The sequence below is a fragment of the Actinomadura sp. NPDC000929 genome, from assembly GCF_040492065.1.
Classification (GTDB): domain Bacteria; phylum Actinomycetota; class Actinomycetes; order Streptosporangiales; family Streptosporangiaceae; genus Spirillospora; species Spirillospora verrucosospora.
In genome coordinates, this window is record NZ_JBEUPA010000057.1 from 1 (window position 1) to 24931 (window position 24931).

Below are 24931 nucleotides of genomic sequence, written 5' to 3' on the forward strand. Positions count from 1 at the left end.
CGCGAGCGCACCGGCCGGGACTCGGCCAAGAAGATCTTCGAGCGGTACCACGCGCTGCCCGCGAGCTCGCCGATCTTCAGCCTGTGCCCGGAGGCGACCGCCTTCAGCGCCGCCTCGGCCCGGTCCCCGGTCATCCGCCGCACCGGGTCGCGCTCCAGCAGCCCGGTGAGGACGGGCGCCAGCGGCCCCGCGTTCCTCGGCGGCGGGACGTCCTGCGTCATCACGGCGGCGAGGACCGCCATCGCGTCGCTGCGGTGGTGCGGCGCCTTGCCCTCCGTCGCCGCGTACAGGGTGGCGCCGAGCGCCCACAGGTCGGACGCGGGGATCGCCGGGTCGCCGTTCACCCGCTCCGGCGACATGTACGCGGGCGACCCCATGATCAGCCCGGTGCCGGTGAGGGTGGCGTCGCCCGCCACCTGGGCGATGCCGAAGTCGGTGAGCACGGCCCGGTCGTCGCCGGTGACCAGCACGTTCGCCGGCTTGACGTCGCGGTGCAGGACGCCGATCGCGTGCGCCGCCCGCAGCGCCCCCGCGATCTGCGCGCCGATGGTCGCGACCCGTCCGGGCGGCAGCGGCCCGTCCTCCTCCACGACCTCCTGGAGGGAGCGGGCGCGCACCAGCTCCATGACGATCCACGGCCGGCCGTCCTCGTCGACGACGTCGTGCACGGTCACGACGCCCGGGTGGTTCAGCCTGGCCGAGGCGCGGGCCTCGCGCAGCGTGCGGCGGTGCCGGTTCTCGCGCTCCTCGTCGCTCAGGCCCGCGGGCAGCACGACCTCCTTGACCGCGACCTCGCGGTCGAGGGTCTCGTCGGAGGCGCGCCACACGGTGCCCATGCCGCCGCGCCCGACGACCGATTCGAGCCGGTACCGACCGGCCAGCAGCCGCCCCTCCATCAGGCGTCCGCGGGCTTGAAGAACCGGTAGACCGGCTGGAGTTCGGAGTACACCTCGTCCCAGTCGCCGTCAGGGGCCCGCAGCAGGATCGCGTAGCCGTGCCCCTTCGTCACGAACCCGCGGTTGAGGATGTGCACCCGGCCTCCGTCGCCGTCGTAGGTGAACTCCCAGTCCGCCGACTTGTCGCCGTTCCCGGTGTCGGGCACCGGCGGGTGGTCGCCGGTCGCGGCGATCCTGAGCTTCTTGTAGCCGGGCCAGCCGGAGCCGCCCCGCTCCTGCCGCCGCCAGTCGTCGATCGCGCTCGGGCCGGGGTCGTCGGTCTGGTCGATCTGGATGTAGGTCTTGCGTCCGGGCGCGTAGAAGAAGTCGCCGCCGTTCTTGCGCTCGGGTCCCTTCCAGCCCTCGGGGACGGGAACGGAGTAGCCGCTGCGGTCCTTGTGCGTCCTGAACCCGGCGGGAAGGGCCGGGCTCGGGTTCTTCGACTTGACCGGGGAGGACGAGGACGCCCTCCCCGTGGCCGGCGGCGTCGAGGCGCTCTTCTTCGCGCCCTTCCCCTCGTCGTCGCCGCCGTTGCTGGCCAGCGCGATCCCCGCGATGACCAGGATGACGAGGAGCACCACCCCCGCGATGATCAGCACGTTGCGGTTGGACGTCAGCGCCGGCCGTCCGGCGGAGGGGTGGTGGGTCGTCGGCGGGAAGTGCGTGTCCGGGCCTGGCTCGGGCCCCCGGCTCGGGACCGTGACCCGTCCGGCGGGCTGGGTGCGGGGCCCCGGCCGCCAGGAGCTGACCCTGTCGGGGTCGGGCGCGGTCTCGGCGGGGTTCGCGGCCTCGGGCGCGCTCGGCGCCCCCCTCGGGAGGTCGAAGCTGGTGAGCTGGTCGGGCCGGTCGCCGGCGCCGGCCGGGCGGGGCGCCTCGTCGGGGGCCTCCGGCATGGTCGTCTGCGTCCCCGGCGCCTCCTCGACCGGGTACTCGACGGCCATCGTCCGCTGGGTGTCGATGGTCTCCTGCCGGACGATGTCGTCCAGCATCCGGCCGGCCTCGATCGCGTCCATCCGCTGGTCGGGGTTCTTGCGCAGCAGGCCCTCGATGACCGGGACGAGCCGGCCGCCCTTCTCCGGCGGGTCGGGCTCGTCGGAGATCACCGCGACCAGCGCGGCCATCGGCTCGGGACGCTCGAACGGCGACTTGCCGTGCAGCATCGCGTACAGGGTGACGCCCAGCGACCACAGGTCGGAGGCCGGACCGGCGACGCGGCCCCGGGCCCGCTCCGGCGCGATGTAGGCGGGCGAGCCCATGACGAGCCCGGTCTGGGTGAGGGTGGCGTCGCCGGAGGCGGTCGCGATGCCGAAGTCGGTGAGCACGGCGCGCTCGCCCATCCGCCCCGTGCCGGTGATCAGCACGTTGCTCGGCTTGACGTCGCGGTGCAGCACGCCGGCCTCGTGCGCGGCGTGCAGCGCGGCGAGCATCTGCCGGGCGATCTCCGCGGCGCGGCGCGGCTCCATCGGCCCGTCCTGCTTGATCACCTGGTCCAGGGAGCGCGCCCTGATGAGCTCCATGATGATCCAGGGGCGGTCGTCCTCCTCGACGACGTCGTAGACGGCGACGACGCCCGGATGACTGAGCCTGGCCGCGGTGCGGGCCTCACGGAACGTGCGCTTGTGGTGCACGGCGCGTTCCTCATCGGTGAGACCATGCGGGAGGATGACCTCCTTCACCGCAACGTCACGACCGAGGACCTCATCGTGCGCCTGCCAGACCGTCCCCATGCCGCCTCGGCCGACCTGGGTCACCAGGCGGTAGCGGCGGGCGAGCAACCGCTCACCGGTGGGTTCATTTGGCATATCCGCGACCATATCGACTTTTGCTGACAACCTTGGACTGAGAGTGCAAGCCACATCCCCTTACCCGTACGACGCCCGAGATCACTCCGCGGTTCGCCGCGGGCCGGGCGCGCGGGGGCGGAGACGTGATCGACGTGCGACCCGGTAGAAAGGGGACCATGACCGAGCAGGGCCAGCAGCGCGGCCTGCGGGGCGAGTGGGGGCGGCTGATCCAGGCCGCGCCGACGATCTTCTTCTGGTACACCCGACTCTCCGGGATCCTGTCGCTGCTCGCATGGGTCTCCTATGGTCTCATCCTTGAGATAGCCGATATCTGGGCGTTGCGATGGATCGGTTATCTCGGCTGGTTCCCGAGCGTCCCGATCGGCCTGCTGTGGATCCTGCTGTCGATGGGCGTCCGGCGGCGCAAGAAGGCCGCGTGGCGGATCCTCGTCCTGATCTTCTGCCTGCCCACCGCGCTCGGCGTCACCGCCGTCCTGACGACGCTGATCAACCCGGACAGGCCCACCCCCGTCGGCCTGATCGTCACCGCCGCCGTCTACCTGGCGGTGCTCGGCCTGCTGATCTCCGCGCGCGGCCAGTTCACCACCCTGCCCGACCGGGCCAACCGGCGCCTGGCCACCCTCGTCTTCACCAGCCTCCTCATCGTGACCTGCGGCATCGGGACGTTCCTCGTCACCGTGACCGACCGCATCTCCCGCGGCGACTTCTGGACGCACCCGCTCTACGCGATCGCCCAGACCGTCCTCGGGCCGCGGGTCACCGGCAAGCCGATCGACGTGTCGGTGCCGTTCTGGGTCGACGTGATCCTGTGGGTGCTCGGCACCGGACTGATGATCGCCACGTTCTGGGCGCTGTTCCGGCCCGGGCGGCGCGACCCCGTCCTCAGCCCCCCGGAGGAGCTGGCGGCCCGCGCCCTGCTCGCCGAGTACGGCGACCAGGACTCCCTCGGCTACTTCGCGCTGCGCCGCGACAAGGACGTCATCGTCGCGCCGAACGGTAAGGCGGCCATCGCCTACCGGGTGGAGGGTTCGGTCTCCCTGGCCAGCGGCGACCCGCTCGGCGACCCCGAGTCGTGGGACCAGGCGATCGAGGCGTGGCTCGGCGAGTGCCGCGCGCACGCCTGGATCCCCGGCGCGGTCAGCGTCGGCGAGCGCGCCGCCCGCATCTACAAGCGGCACGGCTTCGACGCGCTGGAGCTCGGCGACGAGGCCATCGTCGACCTCACCGACTTCAACCTGGACGGACGGGAGATGCGGCAGGTCCGCCAGGCCGTCCGGCGCGTCGAGCGGGCCGGGTACACCGTGCGGATCCGCCGCCACTCGCAGATCCCCGGCTGGGAGATGGCCAAGCTCATCCGCAGCGCCGACGCCTGGCGCGGCGAGGAGACCGAGCGCGGCTTCTCCATGGCGCTCGGCCGGCTCGGCGACCCCACCGACGGGCGCTGCGTCATGGTCGAGGCGTTCGACGCGCACGGGGAGCTGCGCGGCCTGCTCAGCTTCGTCCCCTGGGGGCGGGCCGGGCTGTCGCTCGACCTGATGCGCCGCGACCGGCTCGCCGAGAACGGCCTCAACGAGTACATGGTCGCCAAGCTCGCCGAGAAGGCCGCCGCGGTCGGCGCGCAGCAGCTGTCGCTGAACTTCGCGATGCTGCGCTCGGCGTTCGAGCGCGGCTCCCAGATCGGCGCGGGCCCCGTCGCCCGGCTCTACTACCGGTTCCTGTCGTTCGCCTCGAAGTTCTGGCAGCTGGAGTCGCTGTACCTGTCGAACGCCAAGTACATGCCCGACTGGCGTCCCCGCTTCATCTGCTACGAGCACGGGCGGCACCTCGTCCGGCTGGGCCTCGCCTACGCCCGCGCCGAGGGGTTCCTGCCGAGCCTGAACCGCCCCAAGCTGGACCGGGCCGCCTCGATGGTCCCCTCCGACGACCTCGTCGAGAGGATCAAGGAGATCGAGGAGGCCGCGGAGGCCGCCCGCGCCCCCCAGCGCCGGCTGTCGGAGCAGGAGCGGGTCCGGCACGCCAAGCTCGACCAGATCCGCGCCGCCGGGATGGAGCCGTACGCGCTCGGCTGCGAGCGCACCGACGTCGCCTCCGGCATCCGGGAGCGGCACTCCGGTCTCGCCCCCGACACCCGCACCGGCGACTCCGTCGCGATCGCGGGCCGCGTCGTCCTCGCCCGCGAGCACGGCCGGCTGATCTTCGTCACGCTGCGGGACGAGACCGGCGACCTGCAGGTCATGCTGACCGCCGACTCGGTCGACGAGGAGTCGCTGCGCCGCTGGAAGGCGCTCATCGACCTCGGCGACCAGGTCGGGGTGCGGGGCGAGGTCGTCACGTCCCGGCGCGGGGAGCTCTCGGTTCTCGCGTCCTCGTGGACGCTCGCCGCCAAGTGCCTGCACCCGCTGCCGAACAAGAGCTCCGGGCTGTCGGACCCGGAGGCCCGCGTCCGGCAGCGGTACGTGGACTTCATCGTCAACGACGAGTCCCGCCGGATGCTGCGGATGCGCGGCGACGCCGTCGCCGCCGTCCGGGACGGCCTGCGCGCCCGCGGCTACCTGGAGGTCGAGACGCCGATGCTCCAGCCGGTGCACGGCGGCGCCACCGCCCGCCCGTTCACCACCCGCATCAACGCCTACAACATGCAGCTCTACCTGCGGATCGCGCCGGAGCTGTACCTCAAGCGCCTCCTCGTCGGCGGCGCCGGCCGCGTCTTCGAGCTGAACCGCAGCTTCCGCAACGAGGGCGTCTCGCAGCGGCACAACCCCGAGTTCACGATGCTGGAGGCCTACGAGCCCTACGGCGACTACGACACCATGGCCGAGCTGACCCGCTCCCTCGTCGTGGACGCGGCCCGCGCCGCCCTCGGCACCACGGTCGTCGTCCGGGACGGCGCCGAGTACGACCTCGCCGAGCCGTGGCAGGAGATCACCGTCTACGAGTCGGTGTCCAAGGCGCTCGGCGAGGAGATCACCCCGGGCACCTCGCCGGAGCGCGTCCACGCGTTCGCCGAGCGGGCGGGGCTGAACGTCGACCCGCAGTGGGGGCAGGGCAAGGTCGTCCAGGAGCTGTTCGAGGCGCTCGTCGAGGAGCACCTGACGGCGCCCACGTTCGTCCGCGACTACCCGGCCGAGACGTCCCCGCTGACCCGCCCCCACCGCGACGACCCGCGCCTGGCCGAGAAGTGGGACCTCATCGTCTTCGGCCTCGAACTCGGCACCGCCTACTCCGAGCTGATCGACCCCATCCTCCAGCGGCAGCGGCTCACCGAGCAGTCGCTCCAGGCCGCGGGCGGCGACCCGGAGGCCATGGAGCTCGACGAGGACTTCCTTCGTGCCCTGGAGTACGCGATGCCGCCCGCCGGGGGCATGGGCATGGGCATCGACCGGCTGCTGATCACGCTGACGGGCCGCAGCATCCGCGAGACGATCCCGTTCCCGCTGGTGCGCCCCGGCTCCTAGAGGCCGCGCGGGACGGGCCGGAACCCCTGCCCCGCGAGCCACGCCCGTGCCGCTCCCCGCCGGGCGTCCTCCCCCTCGGGCAGGACGCCCGGCGGAACGGGCAGCCCCTCCGCCTCGTCGGCCGGGAGCACGTCCCCGCGCTCGGGATCGAGCACCTGGAAGCCGTCCTCCATCGCCGCGGCGACCGCCCCCAGGTCGACGGGAAGCGGAGCCAGCCCGGTCGGCGCCCCCGCGCCCAGGGCGGCGGCGAGCTCGTCCGCCAGCTCGGCGTCGCCGGGCAGGTCGCGCTCGTTCAGCTCCTCCAGGCACGCGAGGGCGAGGGACCGCGCGTCGCGCCCCTGCGCCAGGGCCGCGACGAGGACGTCCCCGGCGTACTGGAGCACGGGAGCCAGCGGACGGCCCCGGAGCAGCTCGGCGTCCCCGAACCCCCGGTGCGCCGCCGCCCGCAACCGCGCCAGCGCCTCATCGCCCCATTCCGTCACGCACACATTTGTACAGACAACCTCTGACACGCGCGCTCGATTCATTGCCCGTGCGGCCTGGACATGGCGAACGGCGGCGACATACCATCAATGAAATATACCTTGGAGGGTATGTTCGAGATCGAGAGGGAACCCGAGGTCGTCGCGTGGCTGGACACTCTGACCTTCGTCCAGTACCAGCGCGTCATGCGGAACGTGGACGACTACCTTGTGGACCGTGGAGACCTTCTCGACGGCAACCACACCCGAGCGTTACGAGCCGGCGTTCGTGAGTTGCGTCTTCACTTGGAGGACACCACGTGGCGGATCACCTACTGGCTGCCGACGGCCCGCGGACGCCTCATCGTGTTGCTGACGGCTTTCCAGAAGGTTCGCAATGGCTCCCAGCCGCAGGATGTCGAAAGGGCGGTCTTCATGCGAAGAATCTGCGAGTCGTCCCACTTGGCACCCACAGGGCACGTCTATGAAAGGAGCGAGTGATGGCCGGGCATAGCGGGTGGCGGGCCTACCGCGCGAAGCGACTGCGGGAGGAGACCGCGGCCCATCTCGAGTACGAGCAGGCGGGGCTCGACCTCCGCCTCGGTGACATGGTGCGCGAACGCCGACTCCGCCTCGGGCTCACGCAGGCGGTCGTCGCCGAGCGCGCCGGCATCACCCAGCCCGCGCTCTCGCGGCTCGAAGGGGGTGGCGGAATTCCCACCCTCGCGATGCTGGACCGCATAGCCAGGGCCATGAACACCACCTTCACGATCACTGTGGGAGAGGACGCGGCGGCCTGACCTCCATCAGGATCGTGGCGGTGGTGGTGGGGGTGGTGTGTGCCGTCGTCGGGGGTGCGGGGGTGCTGGCGGCGGACGCCGGGCTCCGGCGGCGGGCCGTGGTGGTGGACGGGGTGCCGGTCGAGATCGTGCGGCAGGCCGGGGCGTCCGGGCGGGCGCCGGGTGTCGTGGTGGCGCACGGGCTCGGAGCAAGCGGGCGCCTGATGCGCGGGTTCGCCGACACGCTGGCCCGGCGCGGGTACGCGGTGGCGCTCGTCGACCTCGCGGGGCACGGGGCCAGCACGCGGCGGCTCCCCGGGAACGGGGACGGCCCTGCCGCCGATGCCCGGCTCGACCGTGACGTGGACGTCGCCGTCACGCGCCTGCGGGCCATGCCGAAGGTGGACGGGGAGCACATCGGACTCGTCGGGCACTCGCTGGGAGCCGCCGCGGTCATCCGCTACGGCGCGGCGCATCCGTCCGTCGGGGCGACGGTCGCGATCTCGCAGGGGTCGATGGCGGTGCCGGCGTCCGCGCGGAACGTGCTGCTGGTCGCCGGCGGCCTGGAGTTCCCCGCGTATCGGGACGGCGCCGTCCAAGCGCTGCACGCCGTCCACCCGGAGGGGCGGCCCGGCGCGACCTACGGCGATCCGCGCGACGGGACGGCGCGACGGGCCGTCATCGTCGGCGGTGTCGAGCACGTCGGCGTGCTGTTCAGCCCGCGCACCCATCGCGAGACCGGCGCCTGGTTCGACGCGGCGTTCGGGCGGCACTCGGCTCCGGTCTCCGACGTGCGCGCCGTCCAGCGCGCGGGGTCGGCGCTGCTGCTTCACCTCGCGGCCGTGCTGACCTTCGGGGCGATCGCCTCGGCGCTGCTCGGGCGGCCCTCGGACGCCCGCGAGGCGCGCCGCCGCGTCCCGGTGCGGTTCGCGCTGCTCGCGGCGGCGTTCGCGGCCGGGGTCGCGGTGCCCGTGATGGGGGTCTTCCGGTTGCCGCTCGCGGTGGCCGGTCCGCTCGCCGGGTTCTTCGGCGTCGCCGGCGTGGTGGCGCTCGTCTGCGCGAGGGACCCCGGCTTCCTCGGGGGCCGGCCCCGGGCGCGGACGGTGGCGGCGGCGGCCGTCCTCGTCGCCTTGACCGTGGTGTCGTTCGCCGTCCCGGCCCAGCTGGGGTGGGCGCACGCGGTGCCGGTGGGCCCGCGGGTGTGGGCGCTCGTCCCGATCACCGCGGGCACCGCCCTGTACTGCCTGGGGGTCGAGGCGCTGTGCGCCGGACATGATCGGCCGACCGCCATCGGCGTGCACGCCTGGGCGGCGACGGCCGCGCTGGCCGCCCTCCTCGCGGCCGCCCTCGTCGGGGCCGTCTCGCCGTTCGTGCTGCTGGTGTCGCCGCTGATCGCCGGACTCCTGGCCTGGCAGGGCGTCCAGGCGGCGGCGCTGCGCTCGATCCGGGCCCCGGCGTGGGCGACCGCGCTCGTCGGCGGCGTCCTGCTGGCCTGGCCCCTCGCGGTCACCATGCCGATCACCTGACGTCCGGTGAGCTCACCGCGCGAAGCGCAGGACGTGGTCGGCGTCGGCGGCGGCGAACGCCAGGAGGCGGGCCGCCTCCTCCCGGACCGGCTCCTCGTCGGGGAGGGGCGCGAGAAGGTCCACGGTCAGCTCGGCGCGGGCCGCCTTCCGGTCGTGCTTGAGCGTCCAGGTGCCGTGGACCCGCCCGTCGACGAGGACGGTCGGCTTGGTGACGGCCCCCACGCACACGGCTTTGCGCTGCTCGTCCGTCATCATGCGGCTCCGGTCGGAGTAGGCGAGGATCAGGTTGTCGAAGGCCGGGAGGAAGCGGACAGGCGCGGGGGCGTCGGCGTCCGGGAGCGGCATGCCGGGAAGGTCGAAGAGCTCCGCGCCGCTCTCGTCCCGGTAGGTCCGCAGGGACGGGCGGAGCTCCTCGAAGGCGGCGTCCATGCGGCGCAGCCCGGACCACATCTGGAAGTCCTTGACGGAGGCCGGGCCGAACGCGGCCAGGTAGCGGCGGATCAGCCGCTCCGGCGACTCCGGGGAGAGCGGGCGGCCGATCCACTCCTCCGCCAGGGCGAAGGGCGTCGCGCCGCCGGTGTTCCACGTCCCGCTGGGCGGCGGATGGACGACGGAGACCAGCGCCTGCGCCGACCAGCCGAGCGCCTGGAGGTCGCGGTCGGGCCAGCGCTCGGCGAGGGCGCGGGCGAGCTGGGGGCGGGTGAGGGTCCGCCCCCGCAGGAGCCTGCGCGCCTCGGCGGCGAGCCCGTCCAGGTCCCAGTCCCGGGTGGCGCTGCCGAAGGCCGCCTGGCGTCCGCGCAGGACGCTCTCCTGGACGAGGGGGCGCATCCACAGGAAGTCGGCGGTGGAAGCCAGGTGCTGCGTCCCCCGAAGGATCGTGCTGCGCACGGCGGACCGGTCATAGAGCAGGCCGGTGAGGTCGTCCCGGCGGAAGCCCTCCAGCCGCGTCCAGAGTCCGATGTACGGCATGTTGGTCTCCTGGGCCTGGATGGCGACGAGCCGTTCGACCGCTTCCAGGAGGGGCACGCCGGAGCGCTCCAGGAGCAGCTGCCGCTCAAGCGCCGCCCGGTTCAGCGTCCGGCGATCCAGTGTCCGCGTCATACCGCCAGTCTACCAGAACGGAATGCTCTATTCCGCAATTGGGCCCGTATCATCGAGCCGGGAAGGTAGGTGGTGATGTGCGTTACGTTGCCTACATCGGCAACCTGACCCGGCTCGCGGTCGAGCTGGTCAACGGGGACGAGCCCAGCGAGCTGCGGCGGGAGTTCTTCCAGCAGCACGACGTGGTGGAACCGGACGACCCGGGGGACCTCCTCCCGGCCCTGCGCGACGCGGTCGCGGCCGTCGCCGACGGCGGACCGCCCCTCCCGGTCAACCTCCTCCTGGACCGTTTCCCGCCCGCGATGCGCGTCGCCGAGCACGACGGCGACGGCCCGCACCTGCACTTCGCCCGCGACGGCGAGGACGGCGTCCAGTGGCTCGGCCGAAGCTGCGCCGCCGCCCTCGCCCACGTCCTGTGCGGGGACCCCGACGTCACCGTGGGCCGCTGCCGCGCGGACGGCTGCGCCCGCTTCTACGTGGACGAGTCCCGCAACCGCAGCCGCCGGTTCTGCTCGAACGCCTGCGCGAGCCGCACGACCGTCGCCGCCCACCGCGCCCGCCGCCGGGCGAGCCGGTGAGCGCTACCCGGCGCCCTCCCGGTACACCTCCACCGCGTACCGGAGGCGGGCCCCGACGAGCAGCGCCTCGTCCTCCGGGCACCCGAGGAGCCGGGTGACCAGCTCGACGATCTGGTCGTCGGTCAGATCCGGTTCGAGCTCGGCGACGTGCCCCACGATCTCGACCAGCTCGGGCCGCTTGTAGGACGCGATCGACCGCCCCCGCCGAACCCGCGTCTCCCCGACCGACCGCCGCTGCGCCGCCCCTTCCGCCTCCTGCGCAGCAGGCCGCACGTCTTCCGCCCGTGCCGAACCCTCCCCCCGCGAACGAGGCTGCGCAGGTTGCGGACGCTGCTCCTGCGCGGATTCTGGCTGCGAGGAAACCTCCGCCTGCGAACGATGCGCCGCTGGTTGCGGCCGCTGCTGCTGCGCAGGCTCGGACTGCGGAGGGACCTCCGCCTGCAAGCGGGGCTGCGGCTGCGAGGACTCCGTCCGCGAGCGAGGCTGGCTCTGTTGCGGGCGCTGCTGCTGCGCGGGTTCTGATTGGGGCGGGATCTCCGCCTGCGAGCGGGGGCGCGGCTGTCGTGGCTGCTGCGGCTGTGAGGGCTCCGTCCGCGAGCGAGGCTGCTCCTGTTGCGGGCGCTGGGGGCGCTGCTTCTGTGAGGGGTCGGTCTCTTGTGGGCTAGGTGCGCCCGGTTGTGGGGGTTGTGTTTCCGCCGTGGTTTCCCTCTGCGGGCGGGGTTGGGCTTGTTCTGGGGGATGGGCCTGCTGGGGCGGCTTCGGGCTCTGTGAGGGGTTCGGCAGCGGGCCGGGTCTGCCCCAGAGCGCGGGGATGTCCGAGCGGCCGGGAGGCGGGGCGTGCCCGGCCTCCGGGACGCGCGGGTCGGGGCCCGTGGCCTGGGCGCCCGGCTCCTGGGCGGGCTCGTCCCACCTCATGGCGTCCAGGCGCCGGGGCGGAAGGCTGCCGCCGCGCCCGCCCGGCCGGCCCTGGTCCTGCGGCTCTCGCCGGGGCGCGTCCAGACGTCGGGGCGGTGCGCCTTGCCCGGACGCGCCGGTGCCGGGACGCACAGGCGGTCGAGCGCGCACGTCCCGCTGCGTCACGTCCGGCCGCTCCCCCGCGCGCGGGTCACGGCCCCCCAGACCGGGGCCGGGACGCGGTTCTCTCGGTCGTTCCAGCGGGCGCGGGTCGCGCGGCCTCGTTCCTGCTTCCTTCCGCGGAGCCTCGGGCGGGACGGCGGCGGGCGGCCGCGACCGGAGGTCTTCTCGCGTCGCTTCCGGGCGCGGGGGCTGGATCGGGATGTCCCGTTGGGTCACGTCCGGGCGCTCGGACAGGGGGCGCGCAGCGGGAGGAGGCGGGGTGCGGGGAGTGGTGAGGGCGGTGAAGAGCGTGGTGGTGGGGGTTATCGCTTCGTGCAGGTGGGACGGGAGGCGGGGGCTCGGCGGCGGGCCCTCGGGAGGGGGGAGGTCGGGGCCGGACGGGCCGACGAGGATGGTGCGGGGCGCGTGCCAGAGGACGAAGAGGGCCTCGGCGCCGGCCTCGTGCTCGCCGTCCACGATGACGACGTCGAAGTCGTCCGGAGCGGGCGGGAGGACGTCCGGGACGCGCCACAGCGGCAGGATCCACGCGGGGACGATGTCGGGTCCGGAGCGGGCGAGGGCGGACGCCGCGGCGCGGGCGGCGGTGAGGTCGGCGCGGGCCTCGCGCAGGGCGCCCTCGGCCTCGGCGAGGGCGTCGCGGAGGCGGTCCGCGGCGGCGGGGCCGGTGGAGGCCGCGCGGCGGCGGGCCCACGTCCAGGCGTCGTCCCAGCGGCGGGCGCGGTCGTGCCAGACGTCGTCGCCGTCGGTGGCGATCATGAGGTGGGCGAGGTCGGGGTGGACGGCGCGGACGCGGGCGACCAGCTCCTCGCAGCGGATCTGCCGGGAGCGCTCGTGCCGGGCCTCGGCGAGGGCGCCGAGGGCGCGGCCGTAGGCGGCGGCGTCGCGGGCGTCGACGGCCGCGAGCGCGGCGCGGAGCTCGGGGGGATCGTCGGCGTCAACGGGGCCGATCGAGTCGCGGAGGGCGTCGAGGTCGGCGGTGGCGCGGCTGACGCCGAGCCCTTCGAGGGCGTTGCGCAGGGCCGCGGCGTAGTCGTGCCACTGGATCGGGTGGACGAGCGGGACGCGGAAGCCGGAGCGTTCGAGGAGCCGCCGCGTCGAGTCCAGGGCGGTCATCGCGTCGCGGACGCGGGCGAGCCGGGCGTGCGCGCGGACGAAGCGGGCGACGCGCTCGCCGGGCGGCAGGTCGGCGGGGAAGGAGATGCCGGCGGCCTCCCACACGTACTGCAGCTCCCGGCAGGTGATCCGCACCATGAGGTCGGTGTGGGCGATGTCGAGCAGCTCCGGCGTGGTCGGCGCCGCGCCGTCCACCTTGACCGTGGCGAGGAGGGGCTCGGCCTGGCGCTGGGCGGCGGACCGCAGCGGGCCGCGCTTGAGGACGCCGCCGTCGGCCAGGTAGGCGCGCAGGTCCTGGGCGGCGGCGGCGAGGCCGCGCAGGTCGGCGTCGGCGGGCAGCTCGACGCGGTGGCCGCTCAGCTCGCCGAGGGCGCGCTCGGCCCACTGCGCGCGGGCCGTCATCTCCACGACGCGGGCCCAGATGAGGGGGCGCCGCTCGGCGAGGGCGTCGCCGAGGGCGCGGACGGCGAGGTCGGAGGGGTTCCAGCCGCCCGGGTGGCCTTCCAGGCCGAGGTCGCGGAGCGCGGCGGCGACGACGGAGGCGTCCCCGTCGAGGCGGGCGAGGAGGGTGACGTCGCTGTCGCGCAGGAGCTGCGACAGCTCGGTCCTGGACCGCTCGGCGCGCTCGGCGGCGGCGGCCTCCGCCTCGATCAGGGTGCGGACGTAGGCGGCGCTCGGCAGCGCGCCCGGGTCGACGTCCCGCTGCTCGGTGCGGGCCTTGCGCTCGGCGGTCTCCTCCGCGAGGAGGACGACCAGTTCGGCGGCCTCGGAGCGGGAGATCGGCGGGCCCGGCGGCAGGTCGGGCCGGACCGGCATCCACGACAGCTCGGGCTCCTCGCCGCGCAGGTCGGGCGGCGGCTCCGCCGGCCCGCCGCCGCGCAGGCGCTCGGTGATCTCGGCGACCCGCAGGGCGGCGGCCTCCTCGCGCTCGGCGAGGGCGTCGAGGTCGGGTTCGCCCCCGGCGCGGACCGCCTCGGCCACGCGGGCGGCCATGGCCGCGTCGGTGGCGGTGAGGGCGGCGAGGCCGGGCGGGAGCGCGCCGCGCAGGGCGGCGGACGCGGCCGGGCCGGACGTGGCGACGAGTACCCGGCGGCCCCGCGCCAGCAGCCCGGCCAGCAGGTCGGGGACGGTCTCCGGCGCCCGCTCCGGTAGGTGCATGACCTGGGGCTTCAGCTCGGGCGAGACGAACCGCGCGACCCCCTCGGGGACGCCGCGCGGCAGCAGGCTCAGGAGCCTGGCGTGGTGGTCGGCGACGGCCTCGCGGCCCGCCGGGCGGACGACGAGGGCGGGCGCGAGGCGCAGCCGGGGGACGGGCGAGGCGGCGTCGGCGTCGGGCGTCCAGTCCTCGCGGTAGTCGGCGGGGCTCGTCAGCGCGACCTGGCACCATTTGCGCAGGACGTCCCCGACGGAGGCGTTGAGCCCGAAGCCCTGCCCGGCCTGGACGGCGTCGGCGATCCAGTCGGCGGGCCGGAAGCCGGGGTGCCCGGACAGCAGTTCCCGGTCGCGCAGGGTCGTGTGCCCGGTGAGGACGACGTCGACGCGTTCGGTCCGCTCGTCCAGGACGATCCGGACGGGCGTGCTCAGCAGGTGGTCGTGGACGGCGGGCCGCCACGACAGCAGGCCCGTCGCGAGGACCGCTTCCTCGCCGGCGAGCTCGCGCAGGACGCGGTACCAGGTGCGCAGGGCGAGCCAGCCGTCGAACTCCTCCAGCACGACCGGCGGCGTCAGCGGGATGACCGGGATGCTGAACAGCACCTCGCCGGGCCCGGCGTCGGCCTCGACGTAGACGTCGCCGGGCAGTCCGGCGAGCCAGTGGACGTGGTCGTGGTCGGCGAGGTCGCGCGAGGGGCGCCGCCGGGCCCGCGCCAGATCGCGCAGGTACCCGAGCAGTCGCGCCGCGTGGTCTGCCTCCCGCGCGGCGGCGTCGTCCAGGGCCCGGCCCGTCCGGCCGGGACCCGGAGCCTCGTCAGGCACCGCGGCTCCTCCCCACGGGAATGCTGGTGCCCCGATCTAACACCCCCGGGCGGCCCCGGTCGAGCGCAATCGTTGATCTTGAGTCAGCGGGCGCCGGCCATGTGGCGGTCCTCGTTCGGCATCATGACCCAGAGGACCAGGTAGACGACGAACTGCGGGCCGGGCAGCAGGCACGAGAGCAGGAACAGGATCCGGACGGTCCACGGGGTCATGCCGAACCGGCGCGCGAGGCCGGCGCAGACCCCGGCGATGACGCGGTCGCGGCGCGGACGATAGAGGCCGTTCATGGGTTCTTCTCTCCCCGATTCGTCGAGCGGTGAACGCGGCCGCGGTCTTCGCGGCCACGTCTCTCACGCTACGAACCGGGCAGGCGACCTCACATCGCTCTCGCGGCCTGTTCCCCGCTGCTACCTCAGGAGTACGGGACGTCCCCTAGGGGGCGGCGGGCCGGCCGGCGTTGTGCTCGGCGACCAGGCTCGGCAGGGCGGCGAGGTCGTCGAGCACGAACAGGCACTCGCCGAGCGCTTCGTCGTCCCTCTGGATGTTGCCCCACGGGCCGCGGCGCAGGAACGCCGCCCGCATCCCGAACGCCAGGGCGGGCCGGACGTCGTTGTCGATGCGGTCCCCCACGTACAGGACGCGGTCGGGCAGCACGTCGGCGAGCTGGGCGCAGCGCTCGAAGAACTCGTGGGACGGCTTGCTGACGCCCCACACGTCCGAGATGCCGACGACGTCCGCGTCCAGGGCCAGCTCCGCCATCTGCTCGGCCGCCTGGACCGGCTGGTTGCCCGCGATCCCGACGTACATGCCCTGGTCGCGCAGGCCCGACAGGCACGCCCGCGCGTCGGGGTAGAGGTCGTCCGGCCCGAACCCGTTCGGGACGCCCGCCTCCGCGCGGCGCCGCTCCTCCTCTTCCAGGTCGAACCCCGGCCGGAAGTACTCGAACAGGTCCGTGTGGTCGCCGCCGGTCGCGAGCAGCGCGCCGAGCTTGGTGAGGAAGGTGTGCCTGGGCACGCCGAGCCAGTCGGCCCAGCGCCCGTAGATCTCGCCCTCGTTGACGAGGGTCTCGCCGATGTCGAAGAACACGGCCTGGATGGAGCGCGGCGCGGGGAGGCCCGCCGCGTACTCGGAGGAGCCGGCGCGCTCGCCGGCCGCCGGCTCGGCGGCCGGGGGGATGCGGGGGGAGGCGTTCACTTGGCGGCCAGGTCCACTGAGGTGCCGGGAGTGAGGCGCACGAACTCCTTGCCGAGTTCGTCGCCGGCACTGGTGAGGACGCGTTCCATCACCTGGAGGCCGATGTCGTTCAGCAGCCCGTCGTGGATGGCGAAGGCGCGCCCCGGGCGGACCTCGCGCGTGTACTCGTACAGGTCGAGGGCGCGCATCCAGGGCGCGTTGCCGGGCAGGCACAGCGTCGGGACGGGCTCGGACGGGACGGTCAGCGCGTCGCCCGGGTGGAAGACCTCGCCGTCGACCAGGAACCCGACGTTCGGGACGGGCGGCAGGTCGGGGTGCATGAGCTCGTGGTCCTCGCCGTAGACGTGGACGTCGAAACCGGCGATCGTGACGGCGTCGCCGTGGCCGACCTGGTGGACGCGTCCGCCGAGGTCGGCGAGGTTCTCGGCCACGGCGCGGGACGTCCACGCCTCCAGCTCGGGGCGCTCGGCCATCGCGGCGCGCAGCGCGTCGGGGTCGAAGTGGTCGAAGTGCTCGTGGGTGATCAGTACGGCGTCGGCGGCGGCCAGCGCGTCCCCGGCCTCGCTGAACGAGCCGGGGTCGATGACGATCGTGCGGTCGTCCTCGGTGAGCTGCACGCACGCGTGTCCGAGCTTGGTGAGGCGCATCCGGCGATTTTTTCACGGGTGCGGCCCCGCCCATTGACCACCCCCCGGACCGTTGATAGAACACGTTCTAATTCGGGCGCGACCCCGGCCAGCAGGCACGGCAAGGAGGCGGTGCGATGCCCGTTCCCGACCAGCGCGACCCCGAGATCACCCGGCGGGCCCTCACGCGGTGGCTGGACGGCCATCTGCCCGGGGTCCGCATCCCGCACGTGGAGACCCCGCAGACCAGCGGCTTCTCCAACGAGACCCTGCTCTTCGAGGCCGAGTGGGACGGCGGCGGCGGGCCGAGACGCGAGCCGCTCGTCGCGCGGGTCGCCCCGGAGAAGTACCAGATCTTCCCCGAGCCGCGGTTCGAGGAGCAGTACCGGCTGATGCGGATCCTGGACGAGCGCACCGCCGTCCCGGTGCCGCCGATCCGCTGGTACGAGCCGTCCCGCGACGTCCTCGGCGCCCCGTTCTTCGTGATGGGCCGCGTCGACGGGCGCGTCCCGACCGACATGCCGCCGTACCACATGGACGGCTGGGTGACCGGAGTGCCGCCCGGTGAGCGGGCCGCGATGTGGTGGTCCACCCTGGAGATCATGGCGCGGCTGCACCGGCTGGACGTCGGCGAACTGGGTCTCGGCTTCCTGGACCAGCCCGCCTGGGGGGCGCCGGGCCTCGACCAGCGGCTCAACTACTACGAGCACTACCTGGGCTGGGCCTACCGGGGGCCGCAGGAGACGGCGCTCAGGGCGCTGGAGTGGCTGAAGGCGAACCGCCCCGACGAGCCGGACGACCCCGTCGCGCTGTGGGGCGACGCCCGCATCGGCAACGTGATCTTCCAGGACGGCGCGCCCGCGGCGGTGCTGGACTGGGAGGGCGCCGTGCTCGGCGCGCCGGAGGAGGATCTCGCCTGGTTCATGTTCCTGGACCGGCACCACTCCGAGGGCGTCGGCGCCGCCCGGCTGGAGGGCTTCCCCTCCTACGAAGAGACCGTCGCCCGCTACGAGGAGCTGCTCGGACGCCCGATGCGGCACATGGCGTACTACGAGATCCTGTCCGGCTTCAAGTTCTCGGTGATCATGGCGCGGATCGGCCAGGCGATGATCGACTTCGGCTGGATCGAGGAGACGGCCGACTTCCCCTACGACAACAACTGCACGCAGCTGCTCGCCCGCATCCTGGGAGGGGACCGGTGACGCTCTCGCCGCTCGACGACTACCCGATCCACCAGGCGCCGGAGGTGATGCGGCACGTCACCACCTCCGACCGGAACTTCTACGACCGGTACTACTTCAACGTCCACCCGTGCTCCGACGAGCTGATGATGATCATCGGGATCGGGCAGTACCCGAACCTCGGCGTCATGGACGCGTTCGCGGTCGTGCGGCGCGGACCGGTGCACAAGGTCGTCCGGGCGTCCCGCGAGCTGGGCGACGACCGGATGGACACCACGGTCGGGCCGTTCCGCGTCGAGGTGGTCGAGGGGCTCAAGCGGCTCCGGGTCGTCCTGGACGAGACCGAGCACGGCCTCTCGTTCGACCTCGCCTGGGAGGGCACGGTCCCGGCCACGCTGGAGCCGCCGCACTACCTGCGCTGGCAGGAACGCGTCGTCTTCGACTCCCGCCGTCTCGCGCAGACAGGCCGCTGGACGGGCACCATCACGGTCGACGGCGAGACCATCGAGGTCACACCCGACCACTGGTGGGGCTCGCGCGACCGCTCCTGGGGCATCCGGCCCGTGGGCGAGCCGGAGCCGCCCGGCATCCAGGTGAAGAACGCGGGCACGTTCTACTGGCTGTACGCGCCGATGCAGTTCGAGGACCACGCCATCTTCTGCATCGTGCAGGAGGACGAGAAGGGCCGCCGCATCCTGGAAGAGGCCACCCGCGTGTGGCCTGACCGCGAGCCCGAGTATCTGGGACGTCCCGAATACCGCCCGGAGTACGCGGAGGGCACCCGCGACGTGGTCACGGCGACGCTGCGTTTCGCTCCGCCCGGCGGGGAGCCGTTCGAGGTGAGGGCGACGCCGATCCTGCCCGTCCACCTCATGGTCGGCACCGGCTACGGGCTGGAGCCCGACTGGAAGCACGGCATGTACCAGGGACCCGACCTGAAGGTGCAGGGCGTCGCCTACGACACCCGCAAGCCGGACGACGCGGCCCGCATGTGGGGCATGGTCGACGCGGTCGGCCGCTACGAGTACCTGGACGGGGCGCAGCCCACCGCCGCCGCCACCGGCTACGGCCTGTTCGAGTACTGGGCCCTCGGCCCCCACCCCTCCTTCCCGGGCTGACCGGTGCCCGGAGCCCCGGCGGGCCCTGACTCCGTCCGCGCGGACGCACGGCCCGGGCGGTCGGCGGGGGGAGTGATCTATCTGCGACACTGGCGCTCGTGACGACCCCGCCCTCACGCGACCCCCTGGACGCGGGACGTTCGTTCCGGCGAAGACCGGACCGGCAGGCGCGCGACCGCTCCCCCGCCTGGCGCGACCAGCCGCGCGCCCTGGCCTGCGCGGTGATCGCGGCGTTCGCGTTCCTCACCGCGGCGGCGTTCGTGTTCGCCGTGGTCGCCGTCGTCGCGGCGATGCGCTGACACGCGGGGAGAACACGAGACCGGGGCGGCCCGGCGGGCGCGCCCCGGTCTCGCCTCCAACGTCAGGTGGGGGTTCCCTCCGACCCCTCGGCGATGGTGAAGGCCACGTCGCCCTGCGGGTCGACCTGGGCGTCGAGGGTCTTGTCGTCGAGCATCTCGGCGACCGTGGGCTCCAGGTACACCTTGGCGCCCTCTTCCTCCACGACCTGGTCGCCGGCCTCGGGGGCCGGGGCCACCGAGAGCCGCAGGGCGTCCGAGCCGTCGAGCCCGGACTCGATGCGGATGCCGGTCTCGGGCGGAAGCTCCGGGTTGGCGGTCACCGTACGGATGACCTGGACGGCACCGCTGGTCAGCGTGAGCACGATCAGCTCCTCACGTCTCTTCGTTCTCTGTCGGGATTTGCCCCACCCTCCCCGCTGCTCCCGGCCGTAAACATCGGGACGTGATCGAACGATCTCAGTCCGCACTCGGGGCGAGCGCCCGCACCGCCTCCGCCGGGGACAGGCCCCCGCCCGGGACGACCGCCAGCACCGGCGTGGTGAGGCCGTTGTCGACGTACTCGCGGACGCGGGCCCGGCACCGCTCCGGGGAGCCGTGCACGATCAGGTCGTCCACCACCTCGTCCGGGATGGCCTCCAGCGCCCTCTTCCGGTCGCCGGCCGCCCACGCCTCGTTCATCGGGGCCAGCGCCTCGCCGCGTCCCAGCCACTCGTGGAACGCCCGGTAGACGGGGACCGTCATGTACGCGGCGATCATCCAGCGGCCGATCGCGCGCGCCTCCTCGGCATCGCCCGTGGGGCAGACGAACAGCCGCGCGATCAGCTCCGGCCCGTCGCCGAGGGCGCCGCGGACCGTCCGGACGTCCTTCGGCGCGAGCCAGTTGGTGATCGCGCCGTCGGCCTCGCGGGCGGCGAGCCGCAGCATGCCGGGGCGCAGGGCCGCGAGGACGATCGGCGGCGGCGTCGCCGGTGCGCTCTCCAGCTTGAAGCCCTTCACGGCGAAGGTCTCGTACTCCTCCTTCACCTTCTCCCCCGCGAGCGCCCTGCGGAGGAAGCGCAGCGTGTCGCGGGTGCGCTTGTAGGGCTCGTCGAACGGGATGCCGTTCCAGCGCCGCACGATCGTGTCGGACGAGGTGCCGATGCCCAGCACGAAGCGTCCCGGCGCGAGGTCGGCGAGGGTGGCGGCCTGCTGGGCGAGCAGGGCGGGCCCGCGCGTGTAGACCGGCACGATCGCCGGCCCGAGGCGCAGCCCCGGGTCCCACTGCGAGGCGAGCGCCAGCGGGGTGAAGGCGTCGGCGCCGTTGGTCTCGGCCGACCAGGCGTCGGTGTAGCCGAGCCCGGACAGCCCGGACACGATCTCGCGGTGCTCGGCCAGCGGGAGGCCGGTCAGCGGAATGGTCAGTCCCCAGCGTGACATGCGCTTCTCCCTGTTCCCGTGTTCGCGGGCGTTCCTGTGTTCGTGGGCGGGCGGTCAGGCGATCGAGGGCCGGATGGTGGCGCCGCCGTCCACGACGAGCGTCTGCCCGGTCATCCAGGACGAGGCGTCGCCCGCGAGGAACACCGCGGCGTTGGCGATGTCCTCGGGCTCGCCAATGCGGCCGAGCGGCATGTACTTGCTGATCTCGGCCTCGTTGTTCTCCCACAGGGCGCGGGCGAGGTGCGTCTTGACCAGGCCGGGCGCGATGCAGTTCACGCGGACCTTCGGGGCCAGCTCCATCGCGAACTGCCGGCTGAGGTGGATCACGGCGGCCTTGGTGGCGTTGTAGTAGCCGATGCCGTGCTCGGTGAGCATGCCGCCGACCGAGGCGATGTTGATGATCGCGCCGCCGCGCTCGGCGAGGGAGGCGCGCAGCGCCAGCTGCGTCCACTGCACGACCGCGAACTGGTTGACCTGGACGGTCTTGGCCGCGGCGGCGGGCTCGATGTCGGCCATCGGGCCGAAGTAGGGGTTCGTGCCGGCGTTGTTGACCAGGACGTCGAGGCCGCCGAACTCGGCGACGGCCGCGTCCACGCAGGCCGCGGCCTGCTCGGCGTCGCCGACGTGGGCGGCCTTGGCGAGGACGCCCGCGCCCGGGTGCGCCGCGCCGATCTCCTTGGCGACCTCGTCCAGCGCCTCCTGCTTGCGGGAGGACAGGACGACGTTCGCCCCCTCGGCGGCGAGCGCGGTGGCGATCGCCTTCCCGATTCCCCGGGACGCCCCGGTGACCAGCGCCGTCTTGCCCTCTAGACCAGTCCGCATCCGCACGCTCCCTGCCTGTCCGCACCCTGAGGGCCTGCCTGTTCGCACCCTGCGGGCGGCATCACCAGAATCCGACTCGGTTCACTGTACCGAAGTGACTGACGAGTCAGTTAGGTGGGTTCGCGTGGTCCGTCCCGCTCACCGGACACGTCCCGTTCGGGGCGCTCGCCCGGTTGTTACGCTGCGCCCGGTCGGAGACGAGGAGGACCGCGTGACCACGACCAAGGAACGCCGTCCGGCGATCGAGGGCTGGTTCGCCGCCGCGGACGGCGACGTCAGCCTGCTGGGCACCCGCTGCGGCGCCTGCGGAACGCCGTACTTCCCGCGCAACGAGCTGGCCTGCCGCAACCCGGCCTGCACCGGCCCGAAGGACGGCTCCGAGCTGGAGCCGTACGCGCTGTCGCGGCGCGGGCGCGTCTGGTCGTACGCCGACTCCCGGTACAAGCCGCCGCCTCCCTACGTCTCCCCCGACCCCTTCGTCCCGTACACCGTCGCGGCCGTCGAACTCGAAGCCGAGCGCATCGTCGTCCTGGGGCAGGTCGCCCCCGGCCACACCGTCGACGACCTCGCGGTCGGCATGGAGGTCGAGCTGACCGAGGGCGTCCTCTACGAGGACGACGAGGCCGAGTACACCGTCTGGATGTGGAGGCCCGTGAAATGACGCGCGACATCGCCGTGCTGGGCGCGGGCATGCATCCGTGGGGCAAGTGGGGCCGCAACTTCGTCGAGTACGGTCTCGCGGCGGCGCGGGCCGCGCTCGCCGACGCCGGCCTCGCGTGGACGGACGTCCAGTACGTGGCGGGCGCGGACACCATCCGCAACGGCTACCCGGGGTTCATCGCGGGCGCGACGTTCGCGCAGGCGCTCGGCTGGTCGGGCGCGCGCGTGTCCAGCTGCTACGCCGCGTGCGCGTCCGGGGCGCAGGCCATCAACAACGCGCGCGCGCAGATCCTCGCGGGTCTCTGCGACGTCGCGCTGGTCGTGGGCGCCGACGCCGCGCCGAAGGGCTTCTTCAAGCCCGTCGGCGGGGACCGCCCCGACGACCCCGACTGGCTCCGCTTCCGCCTGTTGGGCGCCACCAACCCCATCTACTTCGCTCTGTACGCGCGTCGGCGGATGGCGATGTACGGCGCGACCCTGGACGATTTCGCCGCCGTCAAGGTGAAGAACGCCCGGCACGGGCTGTCGAACCCGAACGCCCGGTACCGCAAGGAGGTGACCGTGGAGGACGTACGCGAGTCCGCCGTGGTCGCCGATCCGCTGCGGCTGCTGGACATCTGCGCCACCAGCGACGGCGGCGCGGCGCTCGTCCTGACGTCCATGGAGTTCGCGCGCGGGCACGGCATCGCCGACCCGGTGCGCATCCCGGCGCTGTCGACGGCGACGCCCACGTTCCCGAAGACCGTCCTGGACCTGCCCGACTTCGCGACGGACTCGGCGATGACCGTCCCGGAGCCCGAGCGGCCGTTCCGGTCCGCGATCGCGCACGCCGCCTACGAGGAGGCGGGCATCGGCCCCGAGGACCTGTCGCTCGCCGAGGTCTACGACCTGTCCACCGCCCTCGAACTCGACTGGTACGAGGACATCGGCCTGTGCGAGAGGGGCGGCGCCGAGGAACTGCTCCGCTCGGGCGCCACGGCTCTCGGCGGCCGCGTCCCGGTCAACCCGAGCGGCGGGCTCGCCTCCTTCGGCGAGGCGATCCCGGCCCAGGCGATCGCGCAGGTCTGCGAGCTGACCTGGCAGCTGCGCGGCCAGGCCGAGGGCCGCCAGGTGGAGAACGCGCGGGCCGGCATCGCCGTGAACCAGGGCCTCTTCGGCCACGGCTCCGCCGTCATCACCGTCCGCTGACCGGAACGGCTAGGCGACGGTGAAGCCGTCGCAGGTCAGGTAGTAGGCGTCGCCGTTCGGGCGGACGTGGAACCAGATGACCGTCCAGTCGCCCTTCATCAGCGGGTAGGTGCCGTTTCCGGCGCCCTCCCATTTGAACTCCGACGGGTAACGCATGTTCAGCCACGCGGCCTGGCCGGGGTACATGTGCGGCTTGCTCTGCACCACCCCGGTGACGCCGTTGCCCTGCTGCTCCACCGGCGGACGGACCTGGATGGCCACGTAGTACTTGGCCGGGTCCGCGTACTTGAAGCGCAGGCCGAACTCGACGGTCTTCTCGGTGTACGGCTGGCGCGGTACCGACGTCTGGGTGTCGTTGGTGAGGTCGAAGTCCTCCGGACGGGCGGCGGGCTGGCATGTCTTGGCCGCCTGGGTCCACCGGAGGTCCGCGATGTCGGCGGGCTGCTTGATCAGGATCCGGTCGGGCGGGACGCCGTTGGCCGCGGCCGAAGTCCTGCTGCCGGGGGTCGAGCCCGCGGGATCACCGGTCGCGGTGCCGCCCTGCGTTCCCTGCCCGGCCCGGGGCTTGTTCCGGTTCTCGTCGCCGCCGCCGTCCCCGTTGAGGACGAACCGCGCGAGCAGGGCGCCCACCAGGACCACGGCGGCCACCCCGGCGCCCGCCGCGATGACGGCGGCGCGCGACCGTCCGCGCGAGACGCCCGGGACCGTCCTCGTGCGGTCGGCCGGGACGAGCCCCGACGCGACCGCGTCGGTGACGCTGGCGGGCATCGGCGCCGGAACGCCCACGATCCGCCGGTAGGCGGGGTCGGCGGCGAGGGGGCCGAGCGCGGGCAGCTGCTGGAGCAGCCGCTCCAGCGGGATCCTGGCCTCCGGCTCCTTCGCGGCGCACTGCCGGACCAGCCCGGCGACGCGCGGGTCGACGCCCTCCAGGTCGATGTCACCGCTGAGCGTCCGGTGGATGATCGCCTCGATGCGCCCGCCGCCGAACGGGGGCCGTCCCGTCGCGGCGTAGGCGACCGTCCCGGCGAGCGAGAACACGTCCGACGCGGGAAGCGGCTGCTGCTCGCGGACCACCTCGGGCGCGACGAAACCGGGGGTGCCGTTCCACGCGCCGGTCTGGGTGATCTGCGTCTGGCCCTCGCCGCGCGCGATGCCGAAGTCGATCAGCCGCGGCCCGTCCGGGGCGAGGATCACGTTGCCCGGCTTGAGGTCGCGGTGCTGGACGCCGTGCCGGTGGATCTCCAGCAGCCCCTGCGCCAGTTCGGCGAGCAGCCGCACGCAGGTCTCGGGAGGCAGCGGCCCGTGCGCGGCCACCGCCTGACGGAGCGTCGGCCCGGGGACGTACTCCGTCGCCAGCCAGTACGGCGGCGCGTCCAGGCCGGCGCCGACCATCGCCGCGGCGAACCTGCTGCGCACCCGCTCGACGGTCGCGACCTCGCGCCGGAACCGGGCCAGCGCCGTCGGCCCCTCGAAGTCCTCCCGGATCACCTTGAGGGCGATATGCCGCCCGCTGGCGGTCAGCCCCAGATAGACCTGCCCCATGCCGCCGGCGCCCAGGCGCCCCAGCAGCGGATAGCCGCCGATCGCAGAAGGATCTTCCAGACGGAGTGCTTCCATACTTTC

General features: G+C 73.7%; 22 protein-coding genes. 10 read left to right on the top strand and 12 right to left on the bottom strand.

Going from position 1 to position 24931, the window contains the following annotated elements:
* Together ABWI04_RS20765 and ABWI04_RS20770 are read right to left on the bottom strand one after the other, a co-directional pair.
* Positions 1-896 (bottom strand): serine/threonine-protein kinase (locus ABWI04_RS20765; RefSeq protein WP_353833450.1); only part of this gene is annotated, 896 nt, incomplete at its 3' end.
* On the bottom strand, positions 896-2737 hold the full coding sequence (locus tag ABWI04_RS20770) for a serine/threonine-protein kinase (RefSeq protein WP_353833451.1): 1842 nt from the start codon (positions 2735-2737) through the stop codon (positions 896-898). The genes ABWI04_RS20770 and ABWI04_RS20765, both read right to left, overlap by 1 nt.
* 158 nt (positions 2738-2895) lie before the next feature.
* Here ABWI04_RS20770 and lysX point away from each other — a divergent pair, with 158 nt between their 5' ends.
* Positions 2896-6195: a bifunctional lysylphosphatidylglycerol synthetase/lysine--tRNA ligase LysX gene (lysX, locus tag ABWI04_RS20775; protein ID WP_353833452.1), complete on the top strand. Its 3300-nt coding sequence runs from the start codon at positions 2896-2898 to the stop codon at positions 6193-6195.
* Here lysX and ABWI04_RS20780 read toward each other — a convergent pair.
* A complete protein-coding gene (locus ABWI04_RS20780; protein WP_353833453.1) occupies positions 6192-6677 on the bottom strand; it encodes a hypothetical protein in 486 nt (161 codons plus the stop codon). The genes lysX and ABWI04_RS20780 overlap by 4 nt on opposite strands.
* 111 nt (positions 6678-6788) lie before the next feature.
* Between ABWI04_RS20780 and ABWI04_RS20785 the strand changes: the two genes are divergently transcribed.
* Genes ABWI04_RS20785 through ABWI04_RS20795 form a run of 3 tightly spaced genes read left to right on the top strand, consistent with a single transcriptional unit; the run spans position 6789 to position 8961 of the window.
* Entirely contained in the window at positions 6789-7157 is a 369-nt protein-coding gene (locus ABWI04_RS20785; RefSeq protein ID WP_353833454.1) for a type II toxin-antitoxin system RelE/ParE family toxin, read from the top strand.
* A complete protein-coding gene (locus ABWI04_RS20790) occupies positions 7157-7456 on the top strand; it encodes a helix-turn-helix domain-containing protein (RefSeq protein WP_353833455.1) in 300 nt (99 codons plus the stop codon). The genes ABWI04_RS20785 and ABWI04_RS20790 overlap by 1 nt, the downstream gene beginning before the upstream one ends.
* A gap of 14 nt (positions 7457-7470) precedes the next feature.
* Positions 7471-8961 (top strand): alpha/beta hydrolase, encoded by a 1491-nt coding sequence (locus tag ABWI04_RS20795; protein ID WP_353833456.1) that lies wholly within the window; start codon positions 7471-7473, stop codon positions 8959-8961.
* A gap of 12 nt (positions 8962-8973) precedes the next feature.
* Here ABWI04_RS20795 and ABWI04_RS20800 read toward each other — a convergent pair whose 3' ends face one another.
* On the bottom strand, positions 8974-10062 hold the full coding sequence (locus tag ABWI04_RS20800; RefSeq protein WP_353833457.1) for a winged helix DNA-binding domain-containing protein: 1089 nt from the start codon (positions 10060-10062) through the stop codon (positions 8974-8976).
* Positions 10063-10139: 77 nt separating this feature from the next.
* Here ABWI04_RS20800 and ABWI04_RS20805 point away from each other — a divergent pair, with 77 nt between their 5' ends.
* A complete protein-coding gene (locus ABWI04_RS20805) occupies positions 10140-10640 on the top strand; it encodes a CGNR zinc finger domain-containing protein (RefSeq protein ID WP_345181668.1) in 501 nt (166 codons plus the stop codon).
* Positions 10641-10643: 3 nt separating this feature from the next.
* Here the strand turns inward: ABWI04_RS20805 and ABWI04_RS20810 are convergent, their stop codons facing one another.
* From ABWI04_RS20810 to ABWI04_RS20825, 4 genes are all read right to left on the bottom strand, one after another.
* Positions 10644-14804, bottom strand: a complete 4161-nt coding sequence (locus ABWI04_RS20810; RefSeq protein WP_353833458.1) for a hypothetical protein — start codon at positions 14802-14804, stop codon at positions 10644-10646.
* A gap of 83 nt (positions 14805-14887) precedes the next feature.
* Positions 14888-15091: a PspC domain-containing protein gene (locus tag ABWI04_RS20815; protein WP_173397798.1), complete on the bottom strand. Its 204-nt coding sequence runs from the start codon at positions 15089-15091 to the stop codon at positions 14888-14890.
* 145 nt (positions 15092-15236) lie between these two features.
* Positions 15237-15998 (bottom strand): HAD family hydrolase, encoded by a 762-nt coding sequence (locus ABWI04_RS20820; RefSeq protein WP_353833459.1) that lies wholly within the window; start codon positions 15996-15998, stop codon positions 15237-15239.
* Positions 15995-16645, bottom strand: coding sequence for an MBL fold metallo-hydrolase (locus ABWI04_RS20825; RefSeq protein WP_345181676.1), 651 nt, complete (start codon positions 16643-16645; stop codon positions 15995-15997). The genes ABWI04_RS20820 and ABWI04_RS20825 overlap by 4 nt, the downstream gene beginning before the upstream one ends.
* A 116-nt stretch (positions 16646-16761) precedes the next feature.
* On the opposite strand from ABWI04_RS20825, the gene ABWI04_RS20830 reads away from it, so the two are divergent.
* The 3 genes from ABWI04_RS20830 (at position 16762) to ABWI04_RS20840 (ending at position 19222) form a co-directional block, all read left to right on the top strand.
* Positions 16762-17826, top strand: a complete 1065-nt coding sequence (locus tag ABWI04_RS20830; RefSeq protein WP_353833460.1) for a phosphotransferase family protein — start codon at positions 16762-16764, stop codon at positions 17824-17826.
* Positions 17823-18923 carry an Rv3169 family protein gene (locus ABWI04_RS20835; protein ID WP_353833461.1) on the top strand — a complete coding sequence of 367 codons (1101 nt, stop codon included), beginning with the start codon at positions 17823-17825 and terminating at the stop codon, positions 18921-18923. Before ABWI04_RS20830 ends, ABWI04_RS20835 begins: the two co-directional genes overlap by 4 nt.
* A gap of 98 nt (positions 18924-19021) precedes the next feature.
* A complete protein-coding gene (locus ABWI04_RS20840) occupies positions 19022-19222 on the top strand; it encodes a hypothetical protein (RefSeq protein WP_345181682.1) in 201 nt (66 codons plus the stop codon).
* Between the two features lie 62 nt (positions 19223-19284).
* Here ABWI04_RS20840 and ABWI04_RS20845 read toward each other — a convergent pair whose 3' ends face one another.
* The 3 genes from ABWI04_RS20845 to ABWI04_RS20855 form a co-directional block, all read right to left on the bottom strand.
* Positions 19285-19584 carry a Fe-S cluster assembly protein HesB gene (locus ABWI04_RS20845; protein ID WP_089310191.1) on the bottom strand — a complete coding sequence of 100 codons (300 nt, stop codon included), beginning with the start codon at positions 19582-19584 and terminating at the stop codon, positions 19285-19287.
* A 94-nt stretch (positions 19585-19678) separates the two neighbouring features.
* Positions 19679-20638, bottom strand: a complete 960-nt coding sequence (locus ABWI04_RS20850) for an LLM class F420-dependent oxidoreductase (protein WP_345181685.1) — start codon at positions 20636-20638, stop codon at positions 19679-19681.
* Positions 20639-20692: 54 nt separating this feature from the next.
* Positions 20693-21460: an SDR family oxidoreductase gene (locus tag ABWI04_RS20855; protein ID WP_353833463.1), complete on the bottom strand. Its 768-nt coding sequence runs from the start codon at positions 21458-21460 to the stop codon at positions 20693-20695.
* A gap of 211 nt (positions 21461-21671) precedes the next feature.
* Between ABWI04_RS20855 and ABWI04_RS20860 the strand changes: the two genes are divergently transcribed.
* Positions 21672-22121: a Zn-ribbon domain-containing OB-fold protein gene (locus tag ABWI04_RS20860; protein ID WP_353833464.1), complete on the top strand. Its 450-nt coding sequence runs from the start codon at positions 21672-21674 to the stop codon at positions 22119-22121.
* Positions 22118-23308 carry a lipid-transfer protein gene (locus tag ABWI04_RS20865; protein ID WP_353833465.1) on the top strand — a complete coding sequence of 397 codons (1191 nt, stop codon included), beginning with the start codon at positions 22118-22120 and terminating at the stop codon, positions 23306-23308. Before ABWI04_RS20860 ends, ABWI04_RS20865 begins: the two co-directional genes overlap by 4 nt.
* A 9-nt stretch (positions 23309-23317) precedes the next feature.
* Here the strand turns inward: ABWI04_RS20865 and ABWI04_RS20870 are convergent, their stop codons facing one another.
* Complete coding sequence (locus ABWI04_RS20870; RefSeq protein ID WP_353833466.1) at positions 23318-24925, bottom strand: serine/threonine-protein kinase; 1608 nt, start codon at positions 24923-24925, stop codon at positions 23318-23320.
* Positions 24926-24931 lie beyond the last annotated feature (6 nt).